22 protein-coding genes and 1 tRNA gene are annotated in these 26279 nt (G+C 63.1%); 15 read left to right on the forward strand and 8 right to left on the reverse strand.

The window, feature by feature from the left end; translation table 11 throughout:
* The first annotated feature begins 15 nt into the window (after positions 1-15).
* Together gap and pgk are read left to right on the forward strand one after the other, a co-directional pair.
* Positions 16-1023, forward strand: coding sequence for a type I glyceraldehyde-3-phosphate dehydrogenase (gene gap, locus AQZ50_RS08715; protein WP_067745566.1), 1008 nt, complete (start codon positions 16-18; stop codon positions 1021-1023).
* A gap of 102 nt (positions 1024-1125) precedes the next feature.
* A complete protein-coding gene (pgk, locus tag AQZ50_RS08720; protein ID WP_067745889.1) occupies positions 1126-2322 on the forward strand; it encodes a phosphoglycerate kinase in 1197 nt (398 codons plus the stop codon).
* Here the strand turns inward: pgk and AQZ50_RS08725 are convergent.
* Positions 2312-2884: a TlpA family protein disulfide reductase gene (locus tag AQZ50_RS08725; RefSeq protein WP_082703518.1), complete on the reverse strand. Its 573-nt coding sequence runs from the start codon at positions 2882-2884 to the stop codon at positions 2312-2314. The genes pgk and AQZ50_RS08725 overlap by 11 nt on opposite strands.
* A gap of 245 nt (positions 2885-3129) precedes the next feature.
* On the opposite strand from AQZ50_RS08725, the gene AQZ50_RS08730 reads away from it, so the two are divergent.
* Together AQZ50_RS08730 and thiE are read left to right on the forward strand one after the other, a co-directional pair.
* Positions 3130-4038 carry a fructose bisphosphate aldolase gene (locus AQZ50_RS08730; RefSeq protein ID WP_067745569.1) on the forward strand — a complete coding sequence of 303 codons (909 nt, stop codon included), beginning with the start codon at positions 3130-3132 and terminating at the stop codon, positions 4036-4038.
* A gap of 163 nt (positions 4039-4201) precedes the next feature.
* Positions 4202-4852: a thiamine phosphate synthase gene (gene thiE / locus AQZ50_RS08735; protein ID WP_067745572.1), complete on the forward strand. Its 651-nt coding sequence runs from the start codon at positions 4202-4204 to the stop codon at positions 4850-4852.
* Between the two features lie 13 nt (positions 4853-4865).
* Here thiE and AQZ50_RS08740 read toward each other — a convergent pair whose 3' ends face one another.
* Entirely contained in the window at positions 4866-5297 is a 432-nt protein-coding gene (locus AQZ50_RS08740; protein ID WP_067745575.1) for a hypothetical protein, read from the reverse strand.
* 96 nt (positions 5298-5393) lie between these two features.
* Between AQZ50_RS08740 and efp the strand changes: the two genes are divergently transcribed.
* The 5 genes from efp (at position 5394) to msrA (ending at position 8207) form a co-directional block, all read left to right on the forward strand.
* The gene (gene efp, locus AQZ50_RS08745; protein ID WP_067745578.1) at positions 5394-5957 is read left to right on the forward strand and encodes an elongation factor P; all 564 of its coding nucleotides are present in this window, start codon (positions 5394-5396) and stop codon (positions 5955-5957) included.
* Positions 5958-5961: 4 nt separating this feature from the next.
* Positions 5962-6801, forward strand: coding sequence for an inositol monophosphatase family protein (locus AQZ50_RS08750; protein WP_067745581.1), 840 nt, complete (start codon positions 5962-5964; stop codon positions 6799-6801).
* A gap of 47 nt (positions 6802-6848) precedes the next feature.
* A tRNA-Leu gene (locus tag AQZ50_RS08755) sits at positions 6849-6932 on the forward strand.
* Positions 6933-7146: 214 nt separating this feature from the next.
* Positions 7147-7584 carry a peptide-methionine (R)-S-oxide reductase MsrB gene (gene msrB, locus AQZ50_RS08760; protein ID WP_231730194.1) on the forward strand — a complete coding sequence of 146 codons (438 nt, stop codon included), beginning with the start codon at positions 7147-7149 and terminating at the stop codon, positions 7582-7584.
* A 32-nt stretch (positions 7585-7616) separates the two neighbouring features.
* The gene (gene msrA, locus AQZ50_RS08765) at positions 7617-8207 is read left to right on the forward strand and encodes a peptide-methionine (S)-S-oxide reductase MsrA (RefSeq protein ID WP_067745891.1); all 591 of its coding nucleotides are present in this window, start codon (positions 7617-7619) and stop codon (positions 8205-8207) included.
* Positions 8208-8210: 3 nt separating this feature from the next.
* Here msrA and AQZ50_RS08770 read toward each other — a convergent pair whose 3' ends face one another.
* The 6 genes from AQZ50_RS08770 to AQZ50_RS08795 all read right to left on the reverse strand — a co-directional run bounded on the left by AQZ50_RS08770 (position 8211) and on the right by AQZ50_RS08795 (position 19673).
* The gene (locus AQZ50_RS08770; protein WP_067745587.1) at positions 8211-9530 is read right to left on the reverse strand and encodes a DUF5690 family protein; all 1320 of its coding nucleotides are present in this window, start codon (positions 9528-9530) and stop codon (positions 8211-8213) included.
* Positions 9527-10348, reverse strand: a complete 822-nt coding sequence (gene phnX, locus AQZ50_RS08775; protein WP_067745893.1) for a phosphonoacetaldehyde hydrolase — start codon at positions 10346-10348, stop codon at positions 9527-9529. The genes AQZ50_RS08770 and phnX overlap by 4 nt, the downstream gene beginning before the upstream one ends.
* Positions 10348-11475, reverse strand: a complete 1128-nt coding sequence (locus tag AQZ50_RS08780) for a TIGR03364 family FAD-dependent oxidoreductase (protein ID WP_067745591.1) — start codon at positions 11473-11475, stop codon at positions 10348-10350. Before AQZ50_RS08780 ends, phnX begins: the two co-directional genes overlap by 1 nt.
* Before the next feature lie 119 nt (positions 11476-11594).
* Positions 11595-14312, reverse strand: coding sequence for a TonB-dependent receptor (locus AQZ50_RS08785; RefSeq protein ID WP_067745594.1), 2718 nt, complete (start codon positions 14310-14312; stop codon positions 11595-11597).
* A 494-nt stretch (positions 14313-14806) separates the two neighbouring features.
* Positions 14807-16855 (reverse strand): tetratricopeptide repeat-containing sulfotransferase family protein, encoded by a 2049-nt coding sequence (locus AQZ50_RS08790; RefSeq protein WP_067745597.1) that lies wholly within the window; start codon positions 16853-16855, stop codon positions 14807-14809.
* A 145-nt stretch (positions 16856-17000) separates the two neighbouring features.
* Complete coding sequence (locus AQZ50_RS08795; protein WP_067745600.1) at positions 17001-19673, reverse strand: TonB-dependent receptor; 2673 nt, start codon at positions 19671-19673, stop codon at positions 17001-17003.
* A gap of 710 nt (positions 19674-20383) precedes the next feature.
* Between AQZ50_RS08795 and radA the strand changes: the two genes are divergently transcribed.
* From radA to AQZ50_RS08825, 6 genes are all read left to right on the forward strand, one after another.
* Positions 20384-21748, forward strand: coding sequence for a DNA repair protein RadA (gene radA / locus AQZ50_RS08800; protein WP_067745603.1), 1365 nt, complete (start codon positions 20384-20386; stop codon positions 21746-21748).
* 9 nt (positions 21749-21757) lie between these two features.
* The gene (locus AQZ50_RS08805; RefSeq protein ID WP_082703521.1) at positions 21758-22402 is read left to right on the forward strand and encodes a CvpA family protein; all 645 of its coding nucleotides are present in this window, start codon (positions 21758-21760) and stop codon (positions 22400-22402) included.
* On the forward strand, positions 22399-22824 hold the full coding sequence (locus AQZ50_RS08810) for an iron-sulfur cluster assembly scaffold protein (protein ID WP_067745606.1): 426 nt from the start codon (positions 22399-22401) through the stop codon (positions 22822-22824). Before AQZ50_RS08805 ends, AQZ50_RS08810 begins: the two co-directional genes overlap by 4 nt.
* Before the next feature lie 84 nt (positions 22825-22908).
* Positions 22909-23991 carry an alanine racemase gene (locus AQZ50_RS08815; protein ID WP_067745895.1) on the forward strand — a complete coding sequence of 361 codons (1083 nt, stop codon included), beginning with the start codon at positions 22909-22911 and terminating at the stop codon, positions 23989-23991.
* A gap of 89 nt (positions 23992-24080) precedes the next feature.
* Positions 24081-24635, forward strand: a complete 555-nt coding sequence (gene phaR, locus AQZ50_RS08820) for a polyhydroxyalkanoate synthesis repressor PhaR (protein WP_067745609.1) — start codon at positions 24081-24083, stop codon at positions 24633-24635.
* Positions 24636-24703: 68 nt separating this feature from the next.
* Entirely contained in the window at positions 24704-26251 is a 1548-nt protein-coding gene (locus AQZ50_RS08825) for an aminoacyl--tRNA ligase-related protein (RefSeq protein ID WP_067745611.1), read from the forward strand.
* Positions 26252-26279: the final 28 nt, after the last annotated feature.

A 26279-nucleotide genomic window follows, 5' to 3' on the forward strand; every position in this document is an offset into this window, starting at 1 on the left:
ACAGGAGATGTGAACATGGCGACCAAAGTCGCAATCAATGGTTTCGGACGTATCGGCCGTAACGTCGCGCGCGCCATTCTCGAACGCCCCGATTGCGGGCTCGAACTGGTCGCGATCAACGATCTCGGCAGCCCGGTGGCCAATGCCCGCCTGTTCAAGCGCGACAGCGTCCACGGTACTTATCCGGGGACGGTCGAAGTTGACGGCAACGATCTGATCATCGACGGCAAGCGGATCAAGGTCACGGCCGAACGCGATCCGGCCAAGCTGCCGCATGGCGAAGACGGTATCGACATCGCGCTCGAATGCACCGGCTTCTTCACCGATCGTGCGAGCGCGCAGAAGCATCTCGATGCCGGTGCCAAGCGCGTGCTGATCTCGGCTCCGGGCAAGAACGTCGATCTGACCGTCGTTTATGGCGTGAACCATGACAAGCTGACCGCTGATCATCTGATCGTGTCGAACGCATCGTGCACAACCAATTGCCTCGCGCCGTTTGCCAAGGTTCTGCATGAATCGATCGGGATCGAGCGCGGGCTGATGACCACGATCCACAGCTATACCAACGATCAGAAGATCCTCGACCAGATCCATTCGGACCCGCGCCGCGCCCGCGCTGCGGCGATGAACATGATCCCGACCACCACGGGCGCGGCCCGCGCGGTCGGCGAAGTCCTGCCCGAATTGAAGGGCAAGCTTGACGGCACGTCGATCCGCGTGCCGACGCCGAACGTTTCGGTGGTCGACCTGACGTTCATGCCCAAGCGCGATACCACGGTCGAAGAAGTCAACGCACTGCTCAAGGCTGCTGCCGAAGGCCCGCTCAAGGGCGTGCTGGCTTATACCGATGAACCGCTCGTTTCGATCGATTTCAACCACGATCCGGCGTCGTCGACCATCGACAGCCTTGAAACGGCGGTCATCGACGGCAAGCTGGTGCGCGTGCTGTCGTGGTACGACAATGAATGGGGCTTCTCGAACCGCATGGTCGACACTGCGGGCGTTATCGCCAGCAAGCTCTGATCCTTTATTGCGGCGCGCCCCGGGGCGGCCACCCGTGCCTGGTGCATGGGCCTTGCCCCGGGGACGCGCCGCTTTTCTTTTCTTGAAACCAAGGACTTGATGATGAGCTTCAAGACTCTGGATGACCTCGCCGACCTGGCCGGAAAGGCCGTACTGGTGCGCGAAGATCTCAATGTGCCGATGGCCGATGGCAAAGTCACCGACGACACCCGGCTGCGCGCCACGGTGCAGACGCTGGCGGAATTGGCCGACAAGGGCGCCAAGGTTCTGGTGCTGGCCCATTTCGGTCGCCCCAAAGGCGAACGCAGCGATACCAATTCGCTGATCCATGTCGTGCCCGCGCTGCAGGCTGTGCTCGGTCGTCCGGTCGGTTTCATTGCCGATTGCGCCGGGGCCGAAGCCGAAGCGGCGGTCGCTGCGCTGGCGCCCGGGTCGGTGACGGTCCTTGAAAACACCCGCTTTCACAAAGGCGAGGAAAAGAACGATCCCGAACTCGTCGCGGCGATCGCCAAGCTGGGCGACATTTACGTCAACGATGCCTTTTCCGCTGCGCACCGTGCGCATGCCTCGACCGAAGGGCTGGCCCATGTCCTGCCCGCTTATGCGGGGCGTGCGATGCAGGCCGAACTCGAAGCGCTGGAAAAGGCGCTGGGGAATCCCGAGCATCCGGTTGCCGCCGTTGTCGGCGGTGCCAAAGTCTCGTCCAAGCTCGACGTGCTTACCCATCTGGTCACCAAAGTCGATCATCTGATCATCGGTGGCGGCATGGCCAACACTTTCCTTGCCGCGCGCGGGATCGATGTCGGCAAGTCGCTGTGCGAACACGATCTGAAAGAGACCGCCGAGGCGATTCTCGATGCCGCAGACAAGGCCGGTTGCACCGTGCATTTGCCGTATGACGCCATGGTGGCCAAGGAATTCGCCGCCAATCCGCCCTCGCTGCGCGTGACCAATGTTCATGAAGTCGCTGCTGACGAAATGATTCTCGACATCGGGCCGCAGGCGACCGAAGCGCTGGCCGATGTGCTCAAGACCTGCCGGACGCTGGTGTGGAACGGTCCGCTCGGCGCGTTCGAGATTGCACCGTTCGATACCGCGACTGTGGCCTTGGCGCGGTCTGCCGCTGCACTCAGCAAGGAAGGCGCGCTGATCTCGGTCGCTGGCGGCGGCGACACCGTTGCGGCGCTCAACCATGCCGGGGTGGCGGGCGATTTTTCCTATGTCTCGACGGCGGGCGGGGCTTTCCTCGAATGGATGGAAGGCAAGGAACTTCCTGGGGTTGCCGCGCTTAACGGCTGAGCTTGGATGATTTTCCGATGACGGCGGCGGGCCTGGATCCCGCTGCCCCGAATCCCGCTGCTGTTGTCGTTGCTGCGGCCGGTGTGGCGCGCAGCAGCGGCACGAGCAGATCGTTCAATTCATCGAGCGTGAAGGCCCCGGCCTTGGCGTAACGCAGCACGCCGTCACGATCGATCACGAAATTGGTCGGCACGGCCTGCATGGGGGCATAAGGGCCCCTGAGGCGGTGCAGCGGGGTGATCGCCAGCGCCGCAAACAGTTTGCGCAAATCATATTCGCGCACCGAATCTTCGGTCGTCGCGGCCAGAACGACCAGCCCGTGTTGCTTTTGCGCGCGGTAATACGAATCGAGCAGTGGCAGTTCCTGGCGGCAGGGGCCGCACCACGTCGCCCAGAAATTGATCACCACGACTTGCCCGCGCAACGAGGCGAGATCGAACCTTTCGTGTTTGATCGTCTCGAACTGCGCATTGGGTGCCATCTGTCCCACTTTGGGACCGGCAGCGAGCGCGACGGTCGGTAGCGCAAGCAGCAGGCTCGCAGCGATGGAAAGAATGCGCATGGAGTCCCCTGATTGGCGTCGATCAGCGTCAAAGACGCCCGATTTCCGCCTGTGGGTCAAGCGATCTGCGCGGCGGGCATGGCCTGTCGGAAAAATACCTCGAAAAGGGCGCTCAGGCGATGTTGCGCTGCAACCGGCAAGGCGCTAAGGCGACAACTGCGCATAGGTATGCGCGGACAAGTTTCACGCGCCACGCGCGCGGCCCCGGCAAAGGGCCACCAAGGGAAAGCACGGAAAAACTGGCCATGACTCACGCTGAACAGACCCAGAAGATCGCCGCCGGCAAAGGCTTTATCGCCGCGCTCGACCAGTCGGGCGGTTCCACGCCCAAGGCTTTGAAGGGCTATGGCATCGAGGAAGGCGCCTGGAGCAGCGATGAGGAAATGTTCGGGCTGATCCATGCGATGCGTGCGCGGATCATTTCCTCGCCCGTCTTCACTGGCGAAAAAGTCATCGGCGCGATCCTGTTCGAACGCACCATGGACGGCACGATCGACGGTCAGCCGGTGCCAGCCGTGCTCAATGCCAAAGGCGTCGTGCCTTTCATCAAGATCGACAAGGGCCTCGAAAACGAAGCCGACGGTGTGCAGATGATGAAGCCGATCACCGGCCTTGGCGAATTGCTCGCCCGGTCCAAGGCGCTGGGCGTGTTCGGCACCAAGGAGCGCTCGGTGATCAATTCGGCCAATGCCGCCGGGATCGCTGCCGTCGTCAAGCAGCAGTTCGAAGTCGCCAACGAAGTGCTCGCCGCCGGGCTGATGCCGATCATCGAGCCCGAAGTGAATATCAAGAGCGAGACCCGCGCCGAATGTGACGCGTTGTTGCTCAAGGAAATTCTGGGCGCGCTCGACGCCCTGCCGAAAGGTGTGCAGGTCATGCTCAAGCTGTCGCTGCCGCAGGTGCCCGGCACGTTCGATCCGCTGGTTGCGCATCCGGGCGTGCTGCGCGTCGTGGCGCTGTCGGGCGGCTACAAGCGCCCCGAAGCTTGCGTCGAACTGGCCAAGAATGCCGGGATCATCGCCAGCTTCAGCCGCGCGCTGCTCGAAGACTTGCGCGCGCAGATGACCGATGCCGAATTCGACGCGGCGCTGGGCGGCGCGATCGACGAAATCTACACCGGCTCGACTGTGAAAAGCGTGCCGGTCGCGGCGTAAGCTGCCGCATACCCGTTTGCGATGAGGATGCAAAAGGTGCGCCCCTTACCCCGGAAAACCGGGGAAGGGGCGTTTTTTGTGGAGCAGGTGCGCTGCGTTCTTTCCGGTGCGGTTCTGATCGACGCGATTGCGCGCGCGCGCGCTTCATTCTAGGCGAAGGCGCATGACAGTGCCTGATTGCCAGCTTTACCTGATTTCGCCGCTCGATGTGTCGGGCTCGTTTCCCGACCGGCTTGCCCGTGCGCTCGATGCCGGCCCGGTTGCCGCGTTTCAGTTCCGCGTCAAGGGCCTGGACGAACATGCCGCCGTCAAACTGGCCGCGCCGTTGCAGGAAATCTGCGCCGCGCGTGACGTGGCGTTCATCGTCAACGATTCGATCAGCCTGGCCAAGCGCCTTGGCGCCGATGGGGTGCATCTGGGGCAGGGCGACGGCGAAGTCGCCGACGCGCGCCAACGGCTTGGCAAGCAGGCGCAGATCGGCGTGAGCTGCAACGCCAGCCGCCATCTCGCCATGGAAGCGGGTGAGGCAGGCGCCGACTATGTTGCGTTCGGCGCGTTCTTTCCCTCATCGACCAAGCAGACCGAGCACGTCGCCGATCTCGATCTCTTGCGCTGGTGGTCGGGCCTGTTCGAATTGCCGGTGGTGGCGATCGGCGGGATCACGCCTGCCAATTGCGTCCCGCTGGTGGCCGCAGGGGCCGATTTCCTGGCGGTAAGCGGCGCCGTCTGGGGTGGCGATGAAAGTCTGGCAATCGGCGAATTCGCCCGCGCCATTGCCACCGGCAGCGCATTGCGCGCCGCGGCCGAGGGCTGAGCTTTTACCGGCGTCAGTCGCCGGACCCGTCGTTGTCAAGCGCGCCGGCGCTGCTTTGCCGGACGCAGCGGTTGGTGGTGCGCTTGCCCTGGGCATCGAGCGGATGAAGAATGCCCTGGCCGACAAGAATGTATTTGCGCGCGCGGAACGGCCCTGTGGTCATGACCAGATCGTTGCCCAGCAGCAGATAGGTGCCCGTTTCGCCCTTGTTCGTGCGATAGCTGGAATCGGCAATCACGCGAAAGCTGTCCTGCAGCAGGCGCTTGGGCGGCGTGGTCGCATCGCCCTCGGTCTCGCAGATCCAGTATCCCTTGAGCAAAGTGCGCAACAATCCGCCCGGCGCCGCCTCGGCCGGGGCCGGAGCGGCGGTCAATACGGCCAACAGAAGGGCCGGCAGGGCGGAAGCCAGCGGGCGGCGGGCCGATCGGGCAAAGTCGCGTTTCATCACACAAGCCCGCTACCACACGGCTGCGACTTGAAGCAATCGGCGCCAGCGGCTAAGGGCCTCCATCGCATCCTGTTAGGCAAGGCTCTTTCCATCATGAAGATCAGCGGCGTGGACATCCGTCCGGGCAATATCCTGGAATACGAAAAAGGCATCTGGAAGGTTGCCAAGACCCAGCATACCCAGCCCGGCAAGGGCGGCGCGTTCATGCAGGTCGAAATGAAGAACCTGATCGACGGGCGCAAGACCAATGTGCGCTTCCGTTCGGAAGACCGCGTCGAACGCGTTCGGCTCGATACCAAGGATTTCCAGTTCCTTTACGCCGAAGGTGATGATCTGGTATTCATGGATGTCGAAACCTATGATCAGATCAATCTGCCCAGCGATCTTCTCGGCGATGCCGCTGCGTTTCTTCAGGACGGCATGACCGTGCTTCTGGAAATGTACAATGAGCGCCCGATTTCGGTCCAGTTGCCCGATCAGGTCGAAGCCACCATCGTCGAAGCCGACGCCGTGGTGAAGGGCCAGACCGCTTCGTCGAGCTATAAACCGGCGATTCTCGACAACGGCGTGCGCGTGATGGTGCCGCCGCATATCGGCAGCGGCACGCGTATCATCGTCGACGTCTACGAACGTAGCTACGTCGGCAAGGTGGGCTGACCGGATGGCCGCCATCTCCGGTCTGATTCGCGTCATGGAGCGTGCCGCCCGCAAGGCCGGCACGCGTCTGCGCCGCGATTTCGGCGAAGTCGAACATCTCCAGGTCAGCCGCAAGGGGCCCTCCGACTTTGTGTCGAAGGCGGATCAGCATGCCGAGCGCACGATCTATGACGAGCTGCTGGCCGCACGGCCGGACTGGGGCTTTGTCATGGAAGAAGGCGGCACGATCGAGGGCGACCCGAGAAAGCCGCGCTGGATCGTCGATCCGCTCGACGGGACGACCAACTTTCTCCACGGCATTCCGCATTTCGCGATCTCGATCGCGGTGCAGGAACCCGCGCTTGACGGCAAGGGGGCTGATGGGTCCGGTTGGGGCGATGTCATCGCCGGAATCGTCTATCAGCCGATCACCGACGAAAGCTTCTGGGCGGAAAAGACACGCGGCGCCTGGCTGCACGACCGTCGTCTGCGCGTTTCGGCGCGGCGTCAGCTTGACGAAGCGCTGATCGGCACGGGCATCCCTTTCGCCAATCGCGGCGATGCGGTGCAATGGATGCGAATCTATCACGAACTGGGTCCGCGCGTTGCCGGTATCCGGCGCAATGGCGCGGCGGCGCTCGACCTTGCGTGGGTCGCGGCGGGACGATTCGACGGGTTCTGGGAAACCGATCTCGCGATCTGGGATTCGGCCGCCGGGTGCCTGCTCGTTCGCGAAGCGGGCGGTTTTGTGTCGGATTTCCGGGGCCGTTCGCTGCCGATCTGTTCGGAAAGCGTGCTCGCCGGTAACGACGCGCTCCATTCACGTTTGCACAAGTTGCTTGCCGGAGCGCTCAAGAGCAGTTGATCCTGTCCGCGAGGTCGGCTAGCGGTCGGCCTCGCCAGTACGGGTGTGCCCCTGTGGTGGAATGGTAGACGCGACCGACTCAAAATCGGTTGGAGAGATCCGTGCCCGTTCGAGTCGGGCCAGGGGCACCACTTTTTGCGAAGGCCGACTTGCCCGTTCGGCCGTATCGCCTTTCATACCCCATTCATCGTTGAAGAGTGTTTATGGCTGGTGCGCCGATTTTGGCGTTCTGCTGTAACCGGGGCATGACCCGCCGCGAAGTGTGTGGTGGCGGAGTAATTGCGCTCCGCACTATATACAGCCTTGGTGGTGTTTATGCCGGTTGATCGACGTTCCATGGTCGCCATGCTGTTGGGCGGCACGCTTGCCGCCGGGCTGGCCCGGGCAAACGGGTTTGCGCTCGATGACGCGCAATGGCGGCAAAAGCTGAGCCCCGAGGCCTATCGCGTCTTGCGCCAGGCCGGGACCGAGCGGCCCTTTACCAGCCCCTTGCTCAAGGAACATCGCCGTGGCCGGTTTGCCTGTGCCGGATGCGATCTGCCGCTGTTTGCCTCGGAAACGAAATACGACAGCGGCACGGGTTGGCCCAGCTTTTGGCAACCGCTGCCGCATGCCGTCGCCACGCATACCGATTATGAGCTGGGCCTGCCGCGTACCGAAGTGCATTGCCTGCGCTGCCGGGGGCATCTCGGCCATGTCTTTGATGACGGCCCGCCTCCGACCGGGAAACGGTACTGCATGAACGGCGTCGCGCTCGCGTTTCATCCGGGGACGACGGCATGAAGCGGATATTTGCCGTTGCTGCGCTCGCGCTGATGACCGCACCCGCCTGGGGGCAGTCGTTTCCCGAACCGCCTGCCGAAAGCCCTGCTTCGGGAAAGCAGGTCGCCGTGCTGGCCGGAGGATGTTTCTGGGGCATGGAAGGGGTGTTCGAACATGTCCGCGGTGTCAGGTCGGTAACGGCAGGCTATGCGGGCGGGACGCGGGACACCGCCCATTACGACACGGTGTCGTCAGAGCGGACGAACCATGCCGAATCGATTCGCATCGAATTCGATCCCGCGCAAGTCAGCTATGGTCGCCTGCTCGAAGTCTATTTCGCCGTCGCGCATGACCCGACCGAGGTAAACGGGCAATATCCCGATACGGGGCCCAGCTATCGCTCGGCGATTTTTCCGCAGTCTGCGCAGCAGCGCGATCTTGCCGCGCGCTATATCGCGGCGCTCGACAGGGCGCATGTCTTTGGCAAACCGATCGCCACGCGGATCGAAACCGGCAGTTTTTTCCCGGCAGAAGACTATCACCAGCGCTTCATGCTTCGTCATCCCGACCATCCCTATATCCGCCGTTGGGATGTCGCCCGCGTCGAGCGGCTGCGCGCCCGGTTTCCGCGACTCTATCAATAGGGATCAGGCCGGTCTTGCGTGCCGGCCGATCTTGCCGCGAAAATAGATCGTGGCCCAGATCATCAAGGCCATGCCCAGCGTGCCGCAGCCGATCCCCGCGTCGATCAGGAAACTGGTCCAGGGCAGACGCAGGCCGGGAATGTTGCGCAGCAGCAGGAGTGCAACCGAGCCGCCATAGCCTCCGGTGTCTGCGACATAGATCAGGAAACCGGCATTGCCCACGCTGCCGCTGGCGGCGACAAGCCGGTCGAACAGCATGCCGTTGAACGGGGTATACGCGAGGTAGAGCCCGCCGCCGAGCGCCGTCATCCAGGTGATCGGCCCGATCCAGTGCATCACGAACGCCGCAGAACTGAGCGCGGCAAGCGCGAGACCGAGCGCGATCAGCGCGAAATTGACCACTATCGCGCGGGCACTGTCGCGGATTAGCGTCAGCGTGGCCAAAACGCCCAGCACCATGATGCTGATCGGCAGCTCGGTCAGCGAAAACAGCGCGGCTTTGTCGCCCAGACCCAGCTCGGCCCAGATTTCAGCGGCAAAGTTGTCGCGAAAATCGCGCAGCGCGGTCAGCAGCACATAAAGCAGCACGAGCGCCGCCAGCCCCGGGCCAAACCGCATGACCAGCGACCGCCGCGCCGCCGCATTCATCGGCACGCGCTCCACCCGTTCGGCAATGTCGGCGGCATTGGGCGGGGGCAGCGTGGACAGGCCAAACAGGCATAGCCCGAGCAAGGGCATGAACAGCGCGCCGGTCAGCGCGGGCATCCACCATTGATCGGCGAAATGATGATCCATCACCAGCGTACCGACCGATTTCATCACCCCCGAGGAAATGACGAAGCTGGCACACAGCATCGCGCCGATCAGATCGGATTGCCGCCGCCCTTCGGCAAAGGAAAAGCAGATGCCCCAGACCATGCCGAGCGCCAGCCCGTCGACAAACATCGCGGCGATGTTCCACGGCGCCGGGATTACCGCAAACAGCACCAGCGCGCCTTCGGCAATCAGACATTGCACAACGATCCCGGCGATGCGGCGGTCTGCGGGCATTTCGGCGATGACGCGCACGCCGATCAGCTTGGCCAGCGCATAGCCAAAGACTTGCGCGATCACGAGCGCGACTTTGTATTCGACCGTCAGCACCGGCGCGACGCCGGCAAAATGCGCTGCGGCAAACGCCTTGCGAAAGGCATAGATGCAGAAATAGGTGCCGAACGTCATCAACCCGGCATAAGCGCCGAACAGCCCCGACGGCGCGCGTTCGAGCCAGCCGCGCAGCGCGGCAGCAGGGCCGGATCGCACGGGGACAGCGATGGCGGTCATGCCGCGCCGGAGCCGGGTTTGCGCCCGGCCTCGATCGCGGCGGCGATCTCATGGATCACGGGCAGAAGATGCGACACGTCATCGATCACGTAATCGGCGCCTTCGGCCCGCAGCGCGGCGGAAGCGGCGGCAACGCGCGCGGCACGGGTTTCGGCATCGAGCGCGGCGAATTCGATCGCATCGAGCCCGACCGCGTTGCCCGAAGCGGCAATGCCCACAGTCCAGGCCCCGGCATGGCGCCCTTCGGCAATGCCGACCGGCGCGTCATCGACCTTGACCGCAGCCCAGGCGGGCCAGGCGTCGAGCGCGACCAGCGCGGCCCAGGTCATCAGCGGCGCGGGGCGCCCGCTCGGCGTATCGCCCGCGCAGATCACCACTGCAGGGTCATAGCCCTGTTCCGCGGCCTTGACGCGGATCGCTGCCATCATCTCGGGCGTATAGCCGGTGCCCGATCCGACTTTGACACCAAGGCCGAGCAATGCCGCATAAGCCTCTGCCGCGCCGGGGATCAATTCGGCTGCGCGCTGCGCCGCTTCGATCATGGCCGGTTCGACCAGAGTATAGACGCGATCGACATCGGCCTCGTCGGGGGCCTTGCCGAAATGCGCGGTCCAGCGGGCGACGATGCCCGGCTCGGACAAGAGCGCCGCGACATGGTCACGCTTGGCCTTGCCCATGTCGGCGCGGGCTTCGGCTTCGCTGATCGGCACGCCTTCGCCCGCGAAGACGCCGAGCAGCGCGTTGACCGGGGCCTTGCAGCCGAAATCGACCATTGTGCCCGCCCAGTCGAAGATTACCGCTTTTACCGGAAACGCCATCACGCTTCTCCCATCAATTCGTTCAAGACCTTTTCGGCAATGCCGAACGATGTCGAGGCGCCGGTCCCGCCGGTCACGATCACCATGCGCACATTGTCAGCCGGGGTATCGACCAGATAGGTGCGATCATCGGCTGTGGCATAAGTCCCGACCCAGCGTTCGAGCACGGCAGGCGCGGGGCGCCCGATCGCGCGGGCATATTCGTCGAGAATGTCGTCTTCGGCGCTGGCCGGGGCAAAGGGCCCGGGCAAATCGTCGTAATGATGGCTGTCACCGACGATCAGTGTGCCGTCGCTGCCTTGCGCGACGATCAGGTGAACCCCGTTGTCATAGTGGCGCGGCTGTTCGGCGAGCAGTTTCGCTTTCAACGCGGCAGCTTCGGGCAGCGCGGCATAGCCCGCATAGCGAGTCAGCGACAGATCGCTCATCAAGGCGCCGGGCAGGCGCACGCCGGGATCGGCCAGGCGCAGCATCGACAGGCGGCAGCGGCGCAGAGCGTAGGCGGCGATCCGTTCGCGCCACAGCGTCGAAAAATCATCGCCGGGGCAGACCACGACTTGCCCGGCCTCGATCACCCCGCGCGAGGTTTCGATCATGGGCGGCAGGCTGGAAAAGGCGACCGTCTCGGTCAGAAAGTCGATGCCCAGGCTTTCGCTTGCCCAGCGCGTCAGCAGCGGAATGGCGTGGCGCGATTCAACGCGGATTTCGTGCGGGCTGTACAGCGCGCCCAGCAAATCGGGGCCGCCGAGCCCGCCCGTCGCGGCGCGGTAGGCGTCGGCCGTGATCAGGCCGCAGCCTTCGCCCATTTCGGTTTCGAGGAAAGCCTCGATCACGGCGATGGCCTCTGGCGAGCGTGCACTGAGATAGAGCCCGCGATGTTCGACCGTGATTCCGGCCTGGGGCACGATATCTGCCCAGACGTCGCGCGTGCGGCGGGCAAGGCTCCACGATTCCCCGCGTTCCTGCCCGGTCACGGTGACGAAACCGAAATTGCGGATCGAGGCGCCGTTGGCACGCCGTTCGCGCTCGATCAGCACCACGCGCTTGCCCCGGCGCGCCGCCGTTACAGCATGGGCAAGGCCGATGATGCCCCCGCCGATCACCGCCAGATCATACACTTTGCCCATAACGCCAGGCATCTCCTTGGAATAGAAGTGTTTATCTCTGGATCAAACAGCCCGGGGCGGCACCGTCACCGGTGCCGCCCCGTCTGTCTGGTCCGGATCACGTCGATCCGGCAAGCACCTTAGAACGAGGTGCCGATCTTCATGCCATAAACCAGGGGACGCACTGGGACTTCGGCCTTGATGAACTGGCCGGAAGTGGTGAACGTCGAGGCGTGGGTGTTGGTCAGGTTTTCACCATAGAACGTGATCGTCCAGGTGTCCTTGCTGAAGCCGATCGACGCATCGACGAGCGCATAGCCCGGCTGGCGATAGAGCAGCGTGGTCGTGCCCGGGACCAGTACGCCGTTGGGGCCCTTGTTGGCATAAGGCGGGTTCAGTGTTTCGCCGGTCGGATAGTTGGCCGGAACGTTGTTCATCCCGCCGGTATAGGTCACGCCCGCAGTGGCGAACCAATTGAGATTGGCCGCGCCCTGCCATTCATAACGGCCACGGATGTTGCCCTGGAAATGCGGGCTGAATGGCGTGGTGCCGCCCGGTGCCCCGAACAGCAGTGGTTCCGGGGTCGACGTGGTTGCATTCTTGGCATAAAAATAAGTGATGCACTGACCATACGTCGGCGAAGACGAGATGTTCGACACGAAGCACGGCGAATTGACCTGCTTGCTGTCGTTATACGTCGCCGACCCCTGAACGTTGAACTGCGACGTCGGACGTGCGACGAACTGCGCTTCGACGCCCTTGATGTGATAATTGGGACCGTTGGTGAAGAACGTGGTGTTGCCAAGGCCCGCCGGCGGGTTGAAAAACGCCAGCTGCACGTTCTGCCAGACCATGTAATAGGCCGACAGGTTCAGCGTCAGCGCGTGGTCGAACAAGTCGGTCTTGCTGCCGATTTCCCAGTTGGTAAGCGAGTCGGGCGCATAGCTGACCGGGCGCAGGAATTGCCAGTTGCCAGCCGCCCCATCGTTCGCCGAACCATAGGGCGAGGCCGACAACACGCTCTTGGGCGCGCGGTTGAAGCCGCCGGGGCGGAAACCCTGGCTGAACACGGCATAGAACATCTCGCCGCGCTGCGGCTTCCAGACCAGCTCGGCCTTGCTCTTGAATCCGTGGTAGGTGACATTGTCGCCCAGCGCGTCGATATTGACATTGCCGCTGGCAATGTCGGTCGCCGGAACACCTGAAAGCGGGCAGACCTGGACCTGCCAGCACTGGGTGCCGGTCTGGTATTGCGAGCCGCGCTCGTATTCCTTGTAATTGTAATAGCGCGTACCGCCGGTAAGAGTCAGGTTCGGCAGAATGTCGACATCGACCGAGCCGAAAAAGGCAAACTGGCGGTAACCGCGCTGCGTGTCTTCACCGAAAGCCGTACCCGCCGGTTCGAGGCCAGGCTGGTTGGCGGTTGCACCTGGATAAGTCTGCACCTGACCGACGCAGGCGGTGGTCACAGAACTGGTGCAGCCGGGAATGGTTTCATAGTTGAAACGCATCACGTCGCTGATCCGGAACTGTTCCCAATAGGCGCCGGCAATCACGCGAATGCGCTTGTCTTCCGGGCTCGACACGCGCAATTCTTCGCTGTGATGCGTGTTACGGATCTGGTCGTTCCAGTTGGCAACGGGCGAATAGCAATAGGTCGATCCGCTGCCGAACCCGGTGGCGCTGCCGGTGCACTGATAGTACATGCCGCCGCCAGTGCGCGAATAGTTGGTGTAGTCCTGCTGCTCATTGATGTGGCGCGTCATGTAGGCGCCGGTATAGACCAGTTTCCAGTCGCCGATCTTGCCGTTCACCGTCCATGCGGTGTTCCAATACGTGTCATCGTTCCACGAGGGCGAAAAAGTCGTGGTTTGCAGCGCGCCCAGTTTCTGGAAATCGGACCCGGTCGGAAGAGAAGCAAACGTTCCTTCGGCATTGACCTGCTGATAGCTTTCGCTGACCAAAAGATCCCAGTCGGGTGTTACCTGCCACTTGAGCGAGACGCGACCGCCAAGATAATCGACAGGGTTGTAGTTTTTCTTGACCTGTGACGCGTTGTTGTACTGTCCGGCGTTCGCCTGATTTGTGGCGGTCGGGATGAAACCATAGCTCACGCTGCCCGGATCGCTGGCCTGACGGGTGAAATTCGAATAGACGTTGTCGATATAGCCGCCGTGATGGTCGTCATAGACCGTCGCGCGGATCGCCAGCGTATCGCTGACCAAGGGCACGTTGATCGTGGCGTTGAAGGCTGCGTTGGGCGCGCCGCCGGCGGTGCCGCCAAAGCTGCCCTCGATCTTGCCCTGATACTTTTCCAGGTTTGGCTTGTTGGTGATGTAGCGCACTGCGCCGGCCTGGGCGCCGCCGCCGAACAAGGTGCCCTGCGGCCCTTCGAGCACTTCGACGCGCTCCATGTCGGCCATGTAGATGTCGGCGTTGCGTGCAGGGAACTGCATCGACTGATCATCAAGGTAGAGCGCAACGTTGGGGAACGGCGCAATCGTGCCCGACGACTGGTTGCCGGCAAAACCGGCCGAGAGCCCGCGCATGAAGATAGCGCCCTGGCCCGGGCCGTTGCTGCCGAACGTGACGTTCGGGGTATATTTCAGAAGATCGCTGAAAGTCGTGACGTTGAGCTTGCTGAGCGCGTCGCCGCTCAGCGCCTGAAGCGTCATCGGCACGTTCTGGATCGATTCATTGCGGCGCTGCGCGGTCACGACGATTTCGCCCGGCAGGACGGCGGCGTCGCTGGCCGCAGGCGTGGCAGGAGCGGTTTCGGCATGGGCGGTGCCGGCCAGTGCAAACATGGCGCAGCCGGCGAACAAGGCAGATTTCAGCGAGCGAATTTCGGTCGTCATACACAACCCCCCTGGGCATGGTTCTCAAATCGACCAGTGGGGAGGTCTTTGCCGCGATCACGTCTTCGCCGCAGGTGCGAAGTCGGGATCGTTTGGCGGTGCCCCCAGCCAAGACTGATCGCGCGGCCGTCCCGTTTGATCGGGCCGGTTCCTGGCGGGGCTATGCTGTGTGATTGTGACAGGCCGAAGCAGTCCGACCGATTGTTGACGCATCACTGTCATATTGCGATGTGCCGGGGATGGTCTTTGGAACGGCTCGTCCGCTTATGCAATAGTGCGGTATTTCATATGGTTAGGCGGTTATTGTGGATGCGTCTGCACGATGGACAAGGCTGTCGCGTCGTTTGGATTTCGCTTGTCGGGTGGCGACAGTCGTGGAATGTTGCAAAAATACATCGCTATAAAGCGGGGTCATAAAGCGGGGCCTCGCACGCGGGCAGGACGCGCCGCTCGTCGTGCGATTCGCTTCGCGGCCCGGCTTGCTGTGCGAGCGGTCAGTCGCGCCAGGTATCCAGCGCGTCACCCAGCGCTTCGGTCAATTCGCCGAGCCAGGGGGCATAAGGCTTCCACTGGTCGACACCGGCGCGGCTGATCGGGCGGCGCACTTGTTCGGAGCTTGGCGTGCGCACGCTGCGCCGGGTCTGGTGAAAATTGAGGCAGGAGTCCTCGAACGGCAGCCCGCAATGATCGAGCAGGCGACGGATCTGTCCTTCGGGATCGTCGATCAGGTCTTCGTTGATCAGGCGCAGCACGCGCCCGGGCAGAACTGCATCCCAATGCCGCATCAGCTCGAGATAGGTGCGGTAATAGCGCGCGATGTCTTCGATCGAATAGGTGAATTCCTGTCCTTGCGCGAACAGCTGTTTCAGGTTCGAAAAGCAGCAATCCATCGGATTGCGCCGCGCATCGATGATCGTGGCATTGGGCAAGATCAGGTGAATCAGGCCGATATGCCGGAAATTGTTGGGCATTTTGTCGATGAAGAAGGCCCGGCCCAGCCCGCGATAGGCGCGCGTGTCGGCCAGGTATTGCGCGCCGAACCGGCGTACGGTGTCGGCATCGAGTTCGGGCAGATTGCCGGGATAACGCGGATTTTCGAAATCCATTTCGCGCCCCTGCAAGCCGTGCACGATATACTGGATGTCGGGCAGTTCCTGGGTGCCTTCGACCTGGCTGTGCGACGCCAGGATCTGTTCGAGCAGAGTCGATCCCGCACGCGGCAGGCCGAGCACGAAAATCGGATCGGGCGCCGGATCGCCCCAACCGGCGCGGGCCTCGAAAAAGGCCGGGGTACACACGCGTTTCTGTTCGCGGGTGTTGGTCTCGAAAATTTCGGGGCTATACGTGCTGTCGGCGCGGCGGGCGGCATTGCCGCGGGCATAGGCCGCCCATGACCCTTCGTAATCGCCGCGATCCTCCAGCGCCTTGCCGAGCGCAAAAGCAAGGTGGACGCGATCGTGCGGCGCGGTTGCCGGATCGGCTTCGGCGCGTTCGATCGTGGCGATTTCCGCGTCGGAAAAGCGATAGGTCTTGAGATTGGCAAGGCTCCACCAGGCATCGCCGAATGCGGGGCGGACCTCGGTCGCGGCGCGATAGGCGGCGATCGCCTCGGGCAATTCGCCCACTGTCTTGAGTGCGTGCCCCAGCCACATGGCGAGATCGGCGCGGCGCAGGCCTTCCCTGTCGTGCTCGGCGGGGGTTTCGGCCAACATGCCGCGATAGAGCGCGATCGCTTCGTCATGCTCGCCAAGCCCCACCGCGATCGTCGCGGCATGGGTGCGATAACCATGATGGCCGGGATCGAGCGCGAGCAGGGGGGCAAGCGTTTCGCGGGCAAGCGCAAATTTGTGGCGCGCGATCAGCGTCGCGACATATTCGTCGCGCATGTCGTGATGATCGGGGACCATGCCCAGCGCGCCGCCGAACAGCAATTCGGCATCGTCATAGACGCCGCGCAAGTGGCCGATCTGCGCGAGCAGGCGCATCGCCTCGGGATGATCGCCGTACGTCAGCAGGAAATCGCGCACCATCATTTCAGCCGGTTCGATTTCGCCATCGCCAAACAGCATCTTCGCACGCAGGACCGGTGGCGGCAGGCTGGCGAGATGGACGCCATGGCTCGCCGCATTGGCGGCATTGACGGTGTCGCCGGACATCTGCCACAGCCCGTCGAGCATCCTCCAGGCCATCGGCAGCGCGGCATTGATGGCGACGGCGGTCTGCAACGCGGCAATCGCCTGCGGGGCGTCGCGGCGGGCAACATGGCACAGGCCGCGTTCCTGCCACATCTGGCTGTATTGGGGTTGCAGCGCGGCGAGGCGGTCAAGCGTGGCGAGCGCTTCATCGGTGCGTTGCAAATGGCGCAGCGTGATCGCCGCGATCAGCAGCAAGTCACGGTTTTCGGGATGGCTGGCCAGCAGTGCGCCGACGCTGTCGAGTGCGGCCTGATGGTTTCCTTGCGCCTGCAGGGCGCGCAGCCGAATGACTTCGGCTTCGAGCGGGGACATCGTCGGGGGGGCGGGGCGGGTCTGTTGCGAAGCCATGATGCGCGCTTCTCTCGGCAATCGGCGGGCCATTGTCAAAGCCATCGTTGGGATGGTCAATGCGCTCAAAAAAGGGCGGCGCCCGAAAGCGCCGCCCCTTTCCGTCCGGACACCGCCGTCGCGGTGTCGGGATCGGGTATTCACATCAGAACTTCGTGCTGACTTTCACGCCATAGACCAGCGGGCGCACCGGAATTTCGGTCTTGATGAATTCGGCTGAAGAGGTGTTGGTGCTGGCATGGCTGTTGGTCAGGTTTTCACCGAACACGGTAAAAGTCCAGTTTTCGCGGCTGAACCCGAACGAGGCATCCAGCAACGCATAACCGGACATCTTGTAGCGCAGCAATGTGCTGCCCGGGATGACCGTGCCGTTTGGTCCGGCAAACGACGAGATGCCATCGGCAACCGCGCCCGACGGGTAGCTTGAGGGTTCGTTGTACATCGAACTGGTGTAGGTAACCCCGCCCGCAACGAACCAGTTCATGTCGGCCTTGCCGGCAAATTCATAGCGGGCGCGCGCATTGGCCTGCACGTGCGGGCTGAACGGTGTGGCGCTGCCGACAGTGCCGAACGGGCTGGCGACCGTTTTCGCCACGCCGCCGCTGAGGACCGAAGTGATGCACTGGCCGTAGCTGGTCGAGGCGGCGATGTTCGAGACGAAGCACGGCGAATTCGACTGCTTGGAGTCGTTGTACGTGGCCGAACCCTGGATCGACAGGCCGCTAATCGGACGTGCGACGACCTGTGCCTCGACGCCCTTGATGTGATAGCTCGGCCCGTTCGTAGCAAAGGCGGTGTTGCCGAAACCGGCGGCCGGGTTGAAATACAGGAGCTGGGCGTCCTTCCAGATCATGTAATAGGCCGACATGTTGAACTGCACTTTGTGATCGAACAGATCGGTCTTGAACCCGATTTCCCAATTGGTCAGCGAGTCAGGCGTGTAGCCATTGGGTTTGTTGAGCTGGGGCCCCGAGCCATCGACGGCTTTGGCGACCTCGCCGGTCCCGCGATTGAAACCGCCGGGACGGAAACCCTGGCTGAACAGGCCATAGAGCATTGTGTGCGGCTGCGGCTTCCACGACAGCACGCCGCGGCTCTTGAAGCCGGTGTATTTCACGTGGTCGCCGGCTCCGCCGTTGGCGGCGTTGATGTTGATGCCTTCATCGCAAGTCAATGCCTGATAGCAGGCGGTCGTGAACGAACCGTATTGTGAACCGGTTTCGAACTCGGTGTAATCGAAATAGCGGGTGCCGCCGGTCAGGGTCAGCGTCGGCAGGATGTCGAAGTCGGCCGAACCGAAGAAGGCAACCTGCTCATAGCCGCGCTGCGTGTCTTCACCGAAAGCCACTGCGGGATTGCGCTGACCGGGGATGTTCATGGTCGAGCCGGGAATGGGCGAAACCGAACCGACGCATGCGGTGTTAAGCGTTGCAGCGGTACAGCCCGGGATCGTGCGGTAAGCCCAGTCGTTGTCGTCGGACACCCGGAACTTTTCGTAATAAGCGCCGACAATGGCCCGCAGGCGCTTGCCTTCCGGCGAGGTCACGCGGAATTCGTGGCTTTGGTGCGTCGTCTTGACCTGATCGGTCCAGTAGGCGTTCGGCGCATAGCAATAGGCGGTCTGACCCTTACCCCAGTACGTGCTGCCACCGGTGCACTGGTAGAACGTGCCGTATGACGCACGGGCGTAGTTGGTGTAGTCACCCTGCGACTGAATGTGGCGCGACATGTACGAGCCGGTATAGACCACTTTGAAGTCACCGACTTTACCGTTCACGGTCCAGGCGGTGTTCCAGTATTTGTCATCGTTGTAGTTGGGTTCAAACAGGGTCGACGACATAGCCGGGATCGGCTGATAATCATAGCTGTAGGACTGGGTTGCAAACGAGCCGCGTGCATTCTGGGTCTGATAGGATTCGGTCAGCAGCACGTCCCAGTCGGGCGCAACGGCCCATGCCAATTCAAGCCGGCCACCGACATAATCCAGCGGGTTGGCGTTCTTCTGGACCATGTTGGCATTGTTGTACTGCCCGTTGTTCGACTGCTGCGAGGTCGGAAGGGTCTTGCCGCCGTTGCCCAGATAGCTGTTGCCAAGGTCGGTATCCATGCGGGTAAACGTCGAATAGACGTTGTTGATATACCCACCATGGTGATCGTCATAAAATACGGCGCGCACGGCCAGCTTGTCCTGGATGATCGGAATGTTGATCATCGCGTTGAACGAGGCGTTGGCGGCGCCGCCTGCGGTCCCGCCAAAGCTGCCCTCCATCTTGCCTTCGAACTTGTCGAGCTTGGGCTTGGCCGTGATGTAGCGCACCGCACCGGCTTCGGCGCCGCCGCCGAACAGCGTGCCCTGAGGGCCTTCGAGCACTTCGACGCGCTCGATGTCGGCGACATAGACGTCGGCGTTATGGCCCGGAAACTGCATCGACTGGTCGTCGAGATAGAGCGCGACGTTGGGGAACGGCGAAATCGTCGCGGCCGACTGCGTGGCACCCATCCCGGCCGAAAGACCGCGCATGAAGATCACGCCCTGGCCTGGGCCGTTGTTTCCGAACGTCACGTTGGGGGTGTATTTCAACAAGTCGTTGAAAGTGGACACGTTGAGCTTGCTCAGCGAGTCCGCGCTGAGCGCCTGGAGCGTCATCGGCACGTCCTGCAGCGACTGATCGCGGCGGTTGGCGGTCACGATGATTTCGCCCGACGGCGCCGTCGCGGCGGTCGCCGCCGGCGCCTCTGCATGGGCGGTGCCGCTTAGCGCAAATAGCGCAGAGCCTGCAAAAAGCCCGACTTTCAGCATCTGGATACTGGTTTTCATAGAACCCCCCTGGGTTTTTTGCCGTTCGGAACGGCGATCGCCGAAATCATGCCTGGAACGGTATGCAGATGCTTGCGCGTGCAAAAACTGCAACCATCAAATTGGCTGTGCCCCCGGTGCCGCCTCCGAGCTGATGGGTTGGCGGTCAATCAAGTGCCGCTTTTCCCTGGGTCAAGGTATGCCGGTGAGTTCTCGGCCATACAAGGCATTATGAGAATTTATGTGGGGGTCATGACCTTAATGATCGACTGTAGATGTCAACCGGGAAGGTTGGAATATTTTCATGCGAGTTTTACAATACACATTCATTTTATGACGCAAATGTTACAATCATGATTGGATTTTATAGTGTTATATAAGGATGTTTACAAGGTTTTGTAAAATATTGGCCTGCAGTTGGCTTGGCGTATATTTTCCATGCCGTCATGGCTCTTACTGCGGAAAATGCGCACGGGTGCTGCGGCGGTGATTTGATCAAGATCAATTAGGCTGGACAAAACTGGCGGTCTTGTTGCGGAAAATGGCGAATTGCCGATTCGCTGCAAATCGAATTCGGCCGCGCCGTTCGGCACTTGGCCGCAAGGTGTGGCGTTGGTCCAACAAGGGTGTTGCCTGCGCTCCCTCGGCGCGTGCGGCGCGCCATTCGACCGGGTGTCTGGGTCATCCCGTTCGGCACTTGTGTTCCCCAAATGTTCAGGGTAGGCGGGGGCATGGCCAAACCAAAACGTCGCTATGTCTGCCAGGCCTGTGGCAGCGTCACCACTCGCTGGCAGGGGCAGTGCCCCGATTGTTCGGAATGGAACACGCTTGCCGAAGAGGCGCCGGAAACCGTGTTTTCCGCGCGGCATGATCTTTCGGGCGGCGGGCGCAGGGTCAATTTCGTCCCGCTCGATCATCCGGTCGAACTGCCGCCGCGGCGGCAGACCGGGCTGGCCGAATTCGACAGGGCGCTGGGCGGCGGGCTGGTTGCGGGCTCGGCGGTGCTGATGGGCGGCGATCCGGGGATCGGCAAATCGACCCTGCTGCTTCAGGCGGCGGCGCGCATCGCGGCGAGCGGCGCCAGCGCGGTCTATATCAGCGGCGAGGAAGCTTCGGATCAGGTGCGGCTGCGCGCGGGGCGGCTGGGGCTGGGCACGGCGCCGCTGTTGCTCGCTTCGGCGACATCGGTGCGCGACATCCTGACCACGCTGTCATCGATGCCGCCGCCCGCGCTGGTGGTGATCGATTCGATCCAGACGATGCATTCCGACACGATCGAGGGCGCGCCCGGCACGGTCAGCCAGGTGCGCGCCTGCGCCTTTGAACTGATCCGCTATGCCAAGGAAAGCGGCGCGGCGGTGGTCCTGGTCGGGCATGTCACCAAGGATGGCACGATCGCCGGGCCGCGCGTGCTCGAACACATGGTCGACGTGGTGATGAGCTTTGAAGGCGAACGCAGCCATCAATACCGCATCTTGCGCGCGCTCAAGAACCGGTTTGGCGCGGTTGACGAGATCGGTGTCTTTGCCATGGCCGGGGCGGGGCTGGAGGAAGTGGGCAACCCTTCGTTGCTGTTCCTGTCGGGCCGATCCGATCCGGTGCCCGGCAGCGCGGTCTTTCCTGCGCTCGAAGGCACTCGCCCGGTGCTCGTCGAGATTCAGGCGCTGACCGTTCGTCTGGCCAGCGGGGCAACCCCGCGCCGCGCCGTGGTCGGGTGGGACAGCGGGCGGCTGGCGATGCTGCTCGCCGTGCTCGAAGCGCGCTGCGGGCTCAATTTCTCCTCTGCCGAAGTCTATCTCAATGTCGCGGGCGGCTATCGCCTGACCGATCCGGCCGCCGACCTTGCGGTTGCCGCTGCGCTCGTTTCGGCGTTGGCGGACCGGTCGCTGGCTGCCGATGCGGTCTGGTTCGGCGAAGTTTCGCTGGCGGGCGAAGTGCGCCCGGTTGCCCATGCCGGAATCCGCCTGCGCGAAGCGGCCAAGCTCGGCTTTGGCCAGACCTTTGGGCCGGGCGGAATCGACGTCGAAGGCGGCGCGCGGCACACCCCGCTGACGCTGTTGCCAAATCTCGTTGACCGCATCGTGGGCGCAGCTTAGGTCGGCCCCATGAGCGGCTTTGACTATGTCGTGTTCCTCGTCGTCGGCCTGGCCGCGATCGCCGGATTCTTTCGCGGCTTTGTCGAGGAAGTGTTGGCGCTGGCGGCATGGTGCTTGGCGCTTTTGGCGGTCCATTATGGCCATGCCGCGCTGACCGGGGCCTTGACCGCCGAAGTGGGCAGTGAAACCGGGGCCGGGGTTCTGGCCTTTGGCATCCTGCTGGCAGTGCCTTATTTCGGAACGAAGCTGGTCGCCCGACACCTTGGCAGCGCCAGTCGCGGCTCGATGCTCGGGCCGATCGATCGCGTGCTCGGCTTTGGCTTTGGGGCGATCAAGGGCTTTGTCATCATGGTCCTGGCCTTTTCGCTGCTGGTCTTTGCCTATGACGTGGTCTGGGGCGCGAAGGGACGACCGGCCTGGATCAGGGACGCGCGGACTTATCCCTTTCTCAATGCCGCCAGCGACGAATTGCTGTCGATGGTCGCCGAACGGCGAAGCGAAGCGGTCAAATCGGTGCGGACCCGCGGCGAGGATGCCGCGCTCGACGCCGCAACCGGGGCCGACGAAACGTCGACCGAGGCCGAGAGCCGCCCCACCCATACGCCGCCCCGTCATGCGCATCGCCGTCACCCGGCGGCGGACGCGGCCGAATGAACGCGCCGCGCGCGGTGACGCTTTACACCCCGGATGTCCTCGCCGCCGCGACGGGGCTTGCCGCCTGGCCATGGGATGAGACGCTGGCGTTCAAGGGGCAGGCGCGGTCGCGCACTTGCGGCAGCGTGCTGGCCATGGGCCTTGCGCTTGATGGCGGGGGGCGCATTGTCGCGATCGGTATCCGTGCGCACGCGTGCGCCATTGGTCAGGCCGCCGCGCATGCCTTTGCGAGCGCCGCAACCGGGCAGAACCGGGCCGCGATTGCCGCCGCGCGCGCGGCTTTGGGCGACTGGCTGACGGGCGGGGGGGACTTGCCGGATTGGCCGGGGCTCGACGTGATCGCCCCGGCGCGCGCCTATCCGGCGCGCCATGGGGCGATCGTGCTGGCCTGGGATGCGGCGCTTGATGCGCTTGCCGACTGATCGCGCGCCAACAGGCGCTGGCGCAATCGCGCGGTTGTGCCTATCGCGCGTATCCGCCGTGTGCCCAACTGCAATCAGGTAACAATGCTGCCTTCATCACCGCCCGTCTTGCCGCCTTCGCCACCCATCCTGCCGCCTTCGCCCCTGCGCCTGCGTCTCGATGCGGCTGCACTGGCCGCCAATTGGCTGGCGCTCGATCGATTGAGCGGGGCGGCGCGCGCAGGTGCGGCGGTCAAGGCCGATGCCTATGGTCTGGGTGCGGCGCAAGTCGTGCCGGTTCTGGCCGGGGCCGGGTGCCGCGACTGGTTTGTCGCGCACTGGCGCGAAGTGCCCGATGTCATCGCGCATGTCGCGCCAGAGCAGGTCGCGGTGCTGCATGGGCCGCTCGATCATGCCGATGTCGCTTTTGCGCGGGCCACGGGTGTTCGTCCGGTGCTCAATTCGCTGGCACAAGCGGCGCGCTGGCTCGATGGCGGCGGCGGGGCGTGCCACATCATGGTCGATACCGGGATCAACCGGCTCGGTCTGGCCATGGCCGACTTGTCCGATCCCGTGCTGGCGCGGCTCGATGTCGATCTGTGCATCAGCCACCTCGCCAGCGCGGACGAAGATGTCGCGCAAAATGCCGAACAACTCGCCCGGTTCGAATCGGCAAAAGGCATGGTCCGCGCGCGGCGCTACAGCCTTGCCAACAGCGCCGGGATCGCCCTTGGCAGCGCCTATCATGCCGACCTGACGCGTCCGGGGATCGCGCTCTACGGCGGTATCGCGCGAAAGGAACTCGCCGGCGTGGTGCGCCGAGTCGCTACGCCCGAGGCGGCGGTGATTCAGGTTCGCGACGTCGCGGCGGGCGATCGGGTGGGGTATAACGCCACATTTGTTGCGCCGCGCGCGATGCGGTTGGGCGTTGTCGCGCTCGGATATGCCGACGGTTATCTGCGATGCTGGTCAAACCGGGGCGCGCTCTGTCGCGACGGCGTGCGCCTGCCGGTGACTGGCCGGGTATCGATGGACCTTACGGTAATCGACCTTTCTGCGGCGCCGGACGTGCGCGAAGGCGACTGGCTGGCAGTCGATTACGACTTGCCGCAGGCGGCGGCGCAGAGCGGACTTTCGCAATATGAACTGCTGACCCTCTTGCACCGGCGTTTCGCAAGATTTACCTGACAGCATTGAGGGTAACGCGGCTTTTGTTGCAATGCACATGCTGCGGCTGCTAGTGTTCGACACCTTATCTGGAAGCGGGGCGTTACACGATGGCGAATACGGCGAAAGACGGCGAGACGGTCATCATCAAGAAATACGCCAACCGGCGTTTGTACAACACGCGCACGAGCAGCTACATCACGCTCGACCACCTTGCCCAGATGGTCAAGGAAAACGTTGATTTTAAAGTGATTGATGCAAAAACCGGCGCCGATTTGACGCACACCATCCTCACCCAGATCATCATGGACGAAGAGGCTGGCGGCACCCAGATGCTGCCCACGAATTTCCTGCGTCAGCTTATCTCGATGTACGGCAATTCGATGCAGGCGCTGCTGCCGGGCTATCTCGAAGCCTCGATGGAACATTTCCGCGAAAATCAGGTAAAGCTGCGCAAGGCGATCGAGGACAGCATCGGCGCCAATCCTCTGGCCCAGCTCGCCCAGCGCAACATGGAAATCTTCAAGGCCGCTGCGTCCGCCTTTGTGCCGGGTGCTGCTGCGGGGGCTGCGGAAAAAGCGTCAACCGGCGATCACGAAGAGCTTTCGACGCTGCGTCAGCAGGTCGAGGAAATGCAAAAGAAGCTCGACAAACTGGTGAAGTAGGAAAAACGGCGACATCCGGCATGGTGCTGGGTGTTGCCCGAATCTGTGCAGGCCCCTAACCGGGGCGAATGACCAGCACCAAGATCAAGCACGCGCTGCCCGTCAAGCGGGCCGAAGACTTTGCCCAGTGGTATCAGGCGGTGATCGCCGAAGCCGAGCTTGCCGAGGAATCCGGCGTGCGCGGCTGCATGGTGATCAAGCCCTGGGGCTATGGCATCTGGGAACGCATTCAAAAGTTGATGGACGAGCGGATCAAGGCCGCGGGCGTCGACAATTGCTATTTCCCGTTGTTCATCCCGCTGTCGTTTTTCGCCCGCGAGGCCGAGCATGTCGAAGGCTTTGCCAAGGAAATGGCCGTGGTCACGCACCATCGCCTGATTTCCGATGGCGAAGGCGGGCTGATCCCCGATCCCGAGGCAAAGCTGGAAGAGCCGCTGGTCGTCCGGCCGACGTCGGAAACGGTGATCGGCGCGGCGATGGCGCGCTGGATTCAATCGTGGCGCGACCTGCCGATGCTGACCAACCAGTGGGCCAATGTCGTGCGTTGGGAAATGCGCACGCGGATGTTCCTGCGCACGAGCGAATTTCTGTGGCAGGAAGGGCATACGGCCCATGGCGACGAAGCCGACGCGATGACCGAGACGCTGCGCGCGCTCGAAATGTACCGCAGCTTTGCCGAAGACGTGCTGGCGATGCCGGTGGTCGCCGGACCCAAGCCCGAAAACGAACGTTTCCCCGGCGCGGTCGAGACATTCTCGATCGAGGCGATGATGCAGGACGGCAAGGCGCTTCAGGCCGGCACGTCGCATTACCTCGGCACCACGTTCGCGCAGGCGGCGGGCATCCGCTATCAGGACAGGGAGGGCCAGCAGGTGCTGTGCCACACCACCAGTTGGGGCGTATCGACGCGTCTGATCGGCGGGGTGATCATGACCCATGGCGATGACGACGGGTTGCGCACGCCGCCGCAAGTCGCGCCGCACCAGATCGTGATCCTGCCGATGCTGCGCGACAACGACGGCGATGACGCGCTGCTCGCCTATTGTGAAGCCTTGCGCTCTGCGCTCTCGGCGCAGACCGTCTATGGCGAGCGCGTGCGCGTCCTGCTCGACAAGCGTCCGGGCAAGGCGACGGCCAAGCGCTGGGCCTGGGTCAAGAAAGGCGTGCCGCTGGTGCTGGAAATCGGCGGTCGCGATGCCGAAAACGGGCAGGTTTCGGTGCTTCGCCGCGACCGGCTGTGGCGCGAAGACGGCAAAGTCGATTTCGCCGCCATGCCGCAGGATCAGTTCCTGGCCACCGCCGCTGCCGAAATCGAGGCTTATGGCGAGGCGTTGCACAAAGAGGCGAGCGCCTGGCGCGATGCGCGGATCGAACGCGGCATCAGCGATCTGGCCGGACTGTCGGCCTATTTCGCCGAAGACAAGGCCATGCCGGGCTGGGTCGAACTCGGTTGGTCGCGTCCGACCGGCGCCGCGCTCGATGCGGTTGTCGAACAGCTCAAGGCGTTGAAGCTCACCATCCGCAACACCCCGCTCCATGCGCCCGCGCCCGGCGGGACTTGCGTGTTCACGGGGTTGCCTGCGGTCGAAACGATCCTGGTCGCGCGGTCTTATTGACAGACTGCCGACGGCGGCTTGCCCGCAT

The organism is Novosphingobium sp. Fuku2-ISO-50, from assembly GCF_001519055.1.
In the GTDB taxonomy this organism is placed as follows: domain Bacteria; phylum Pseudomonadota; class Alphaproteobacteria; order Sphingomonadales; family Sphingomonadaceae; genus Novosphingobium.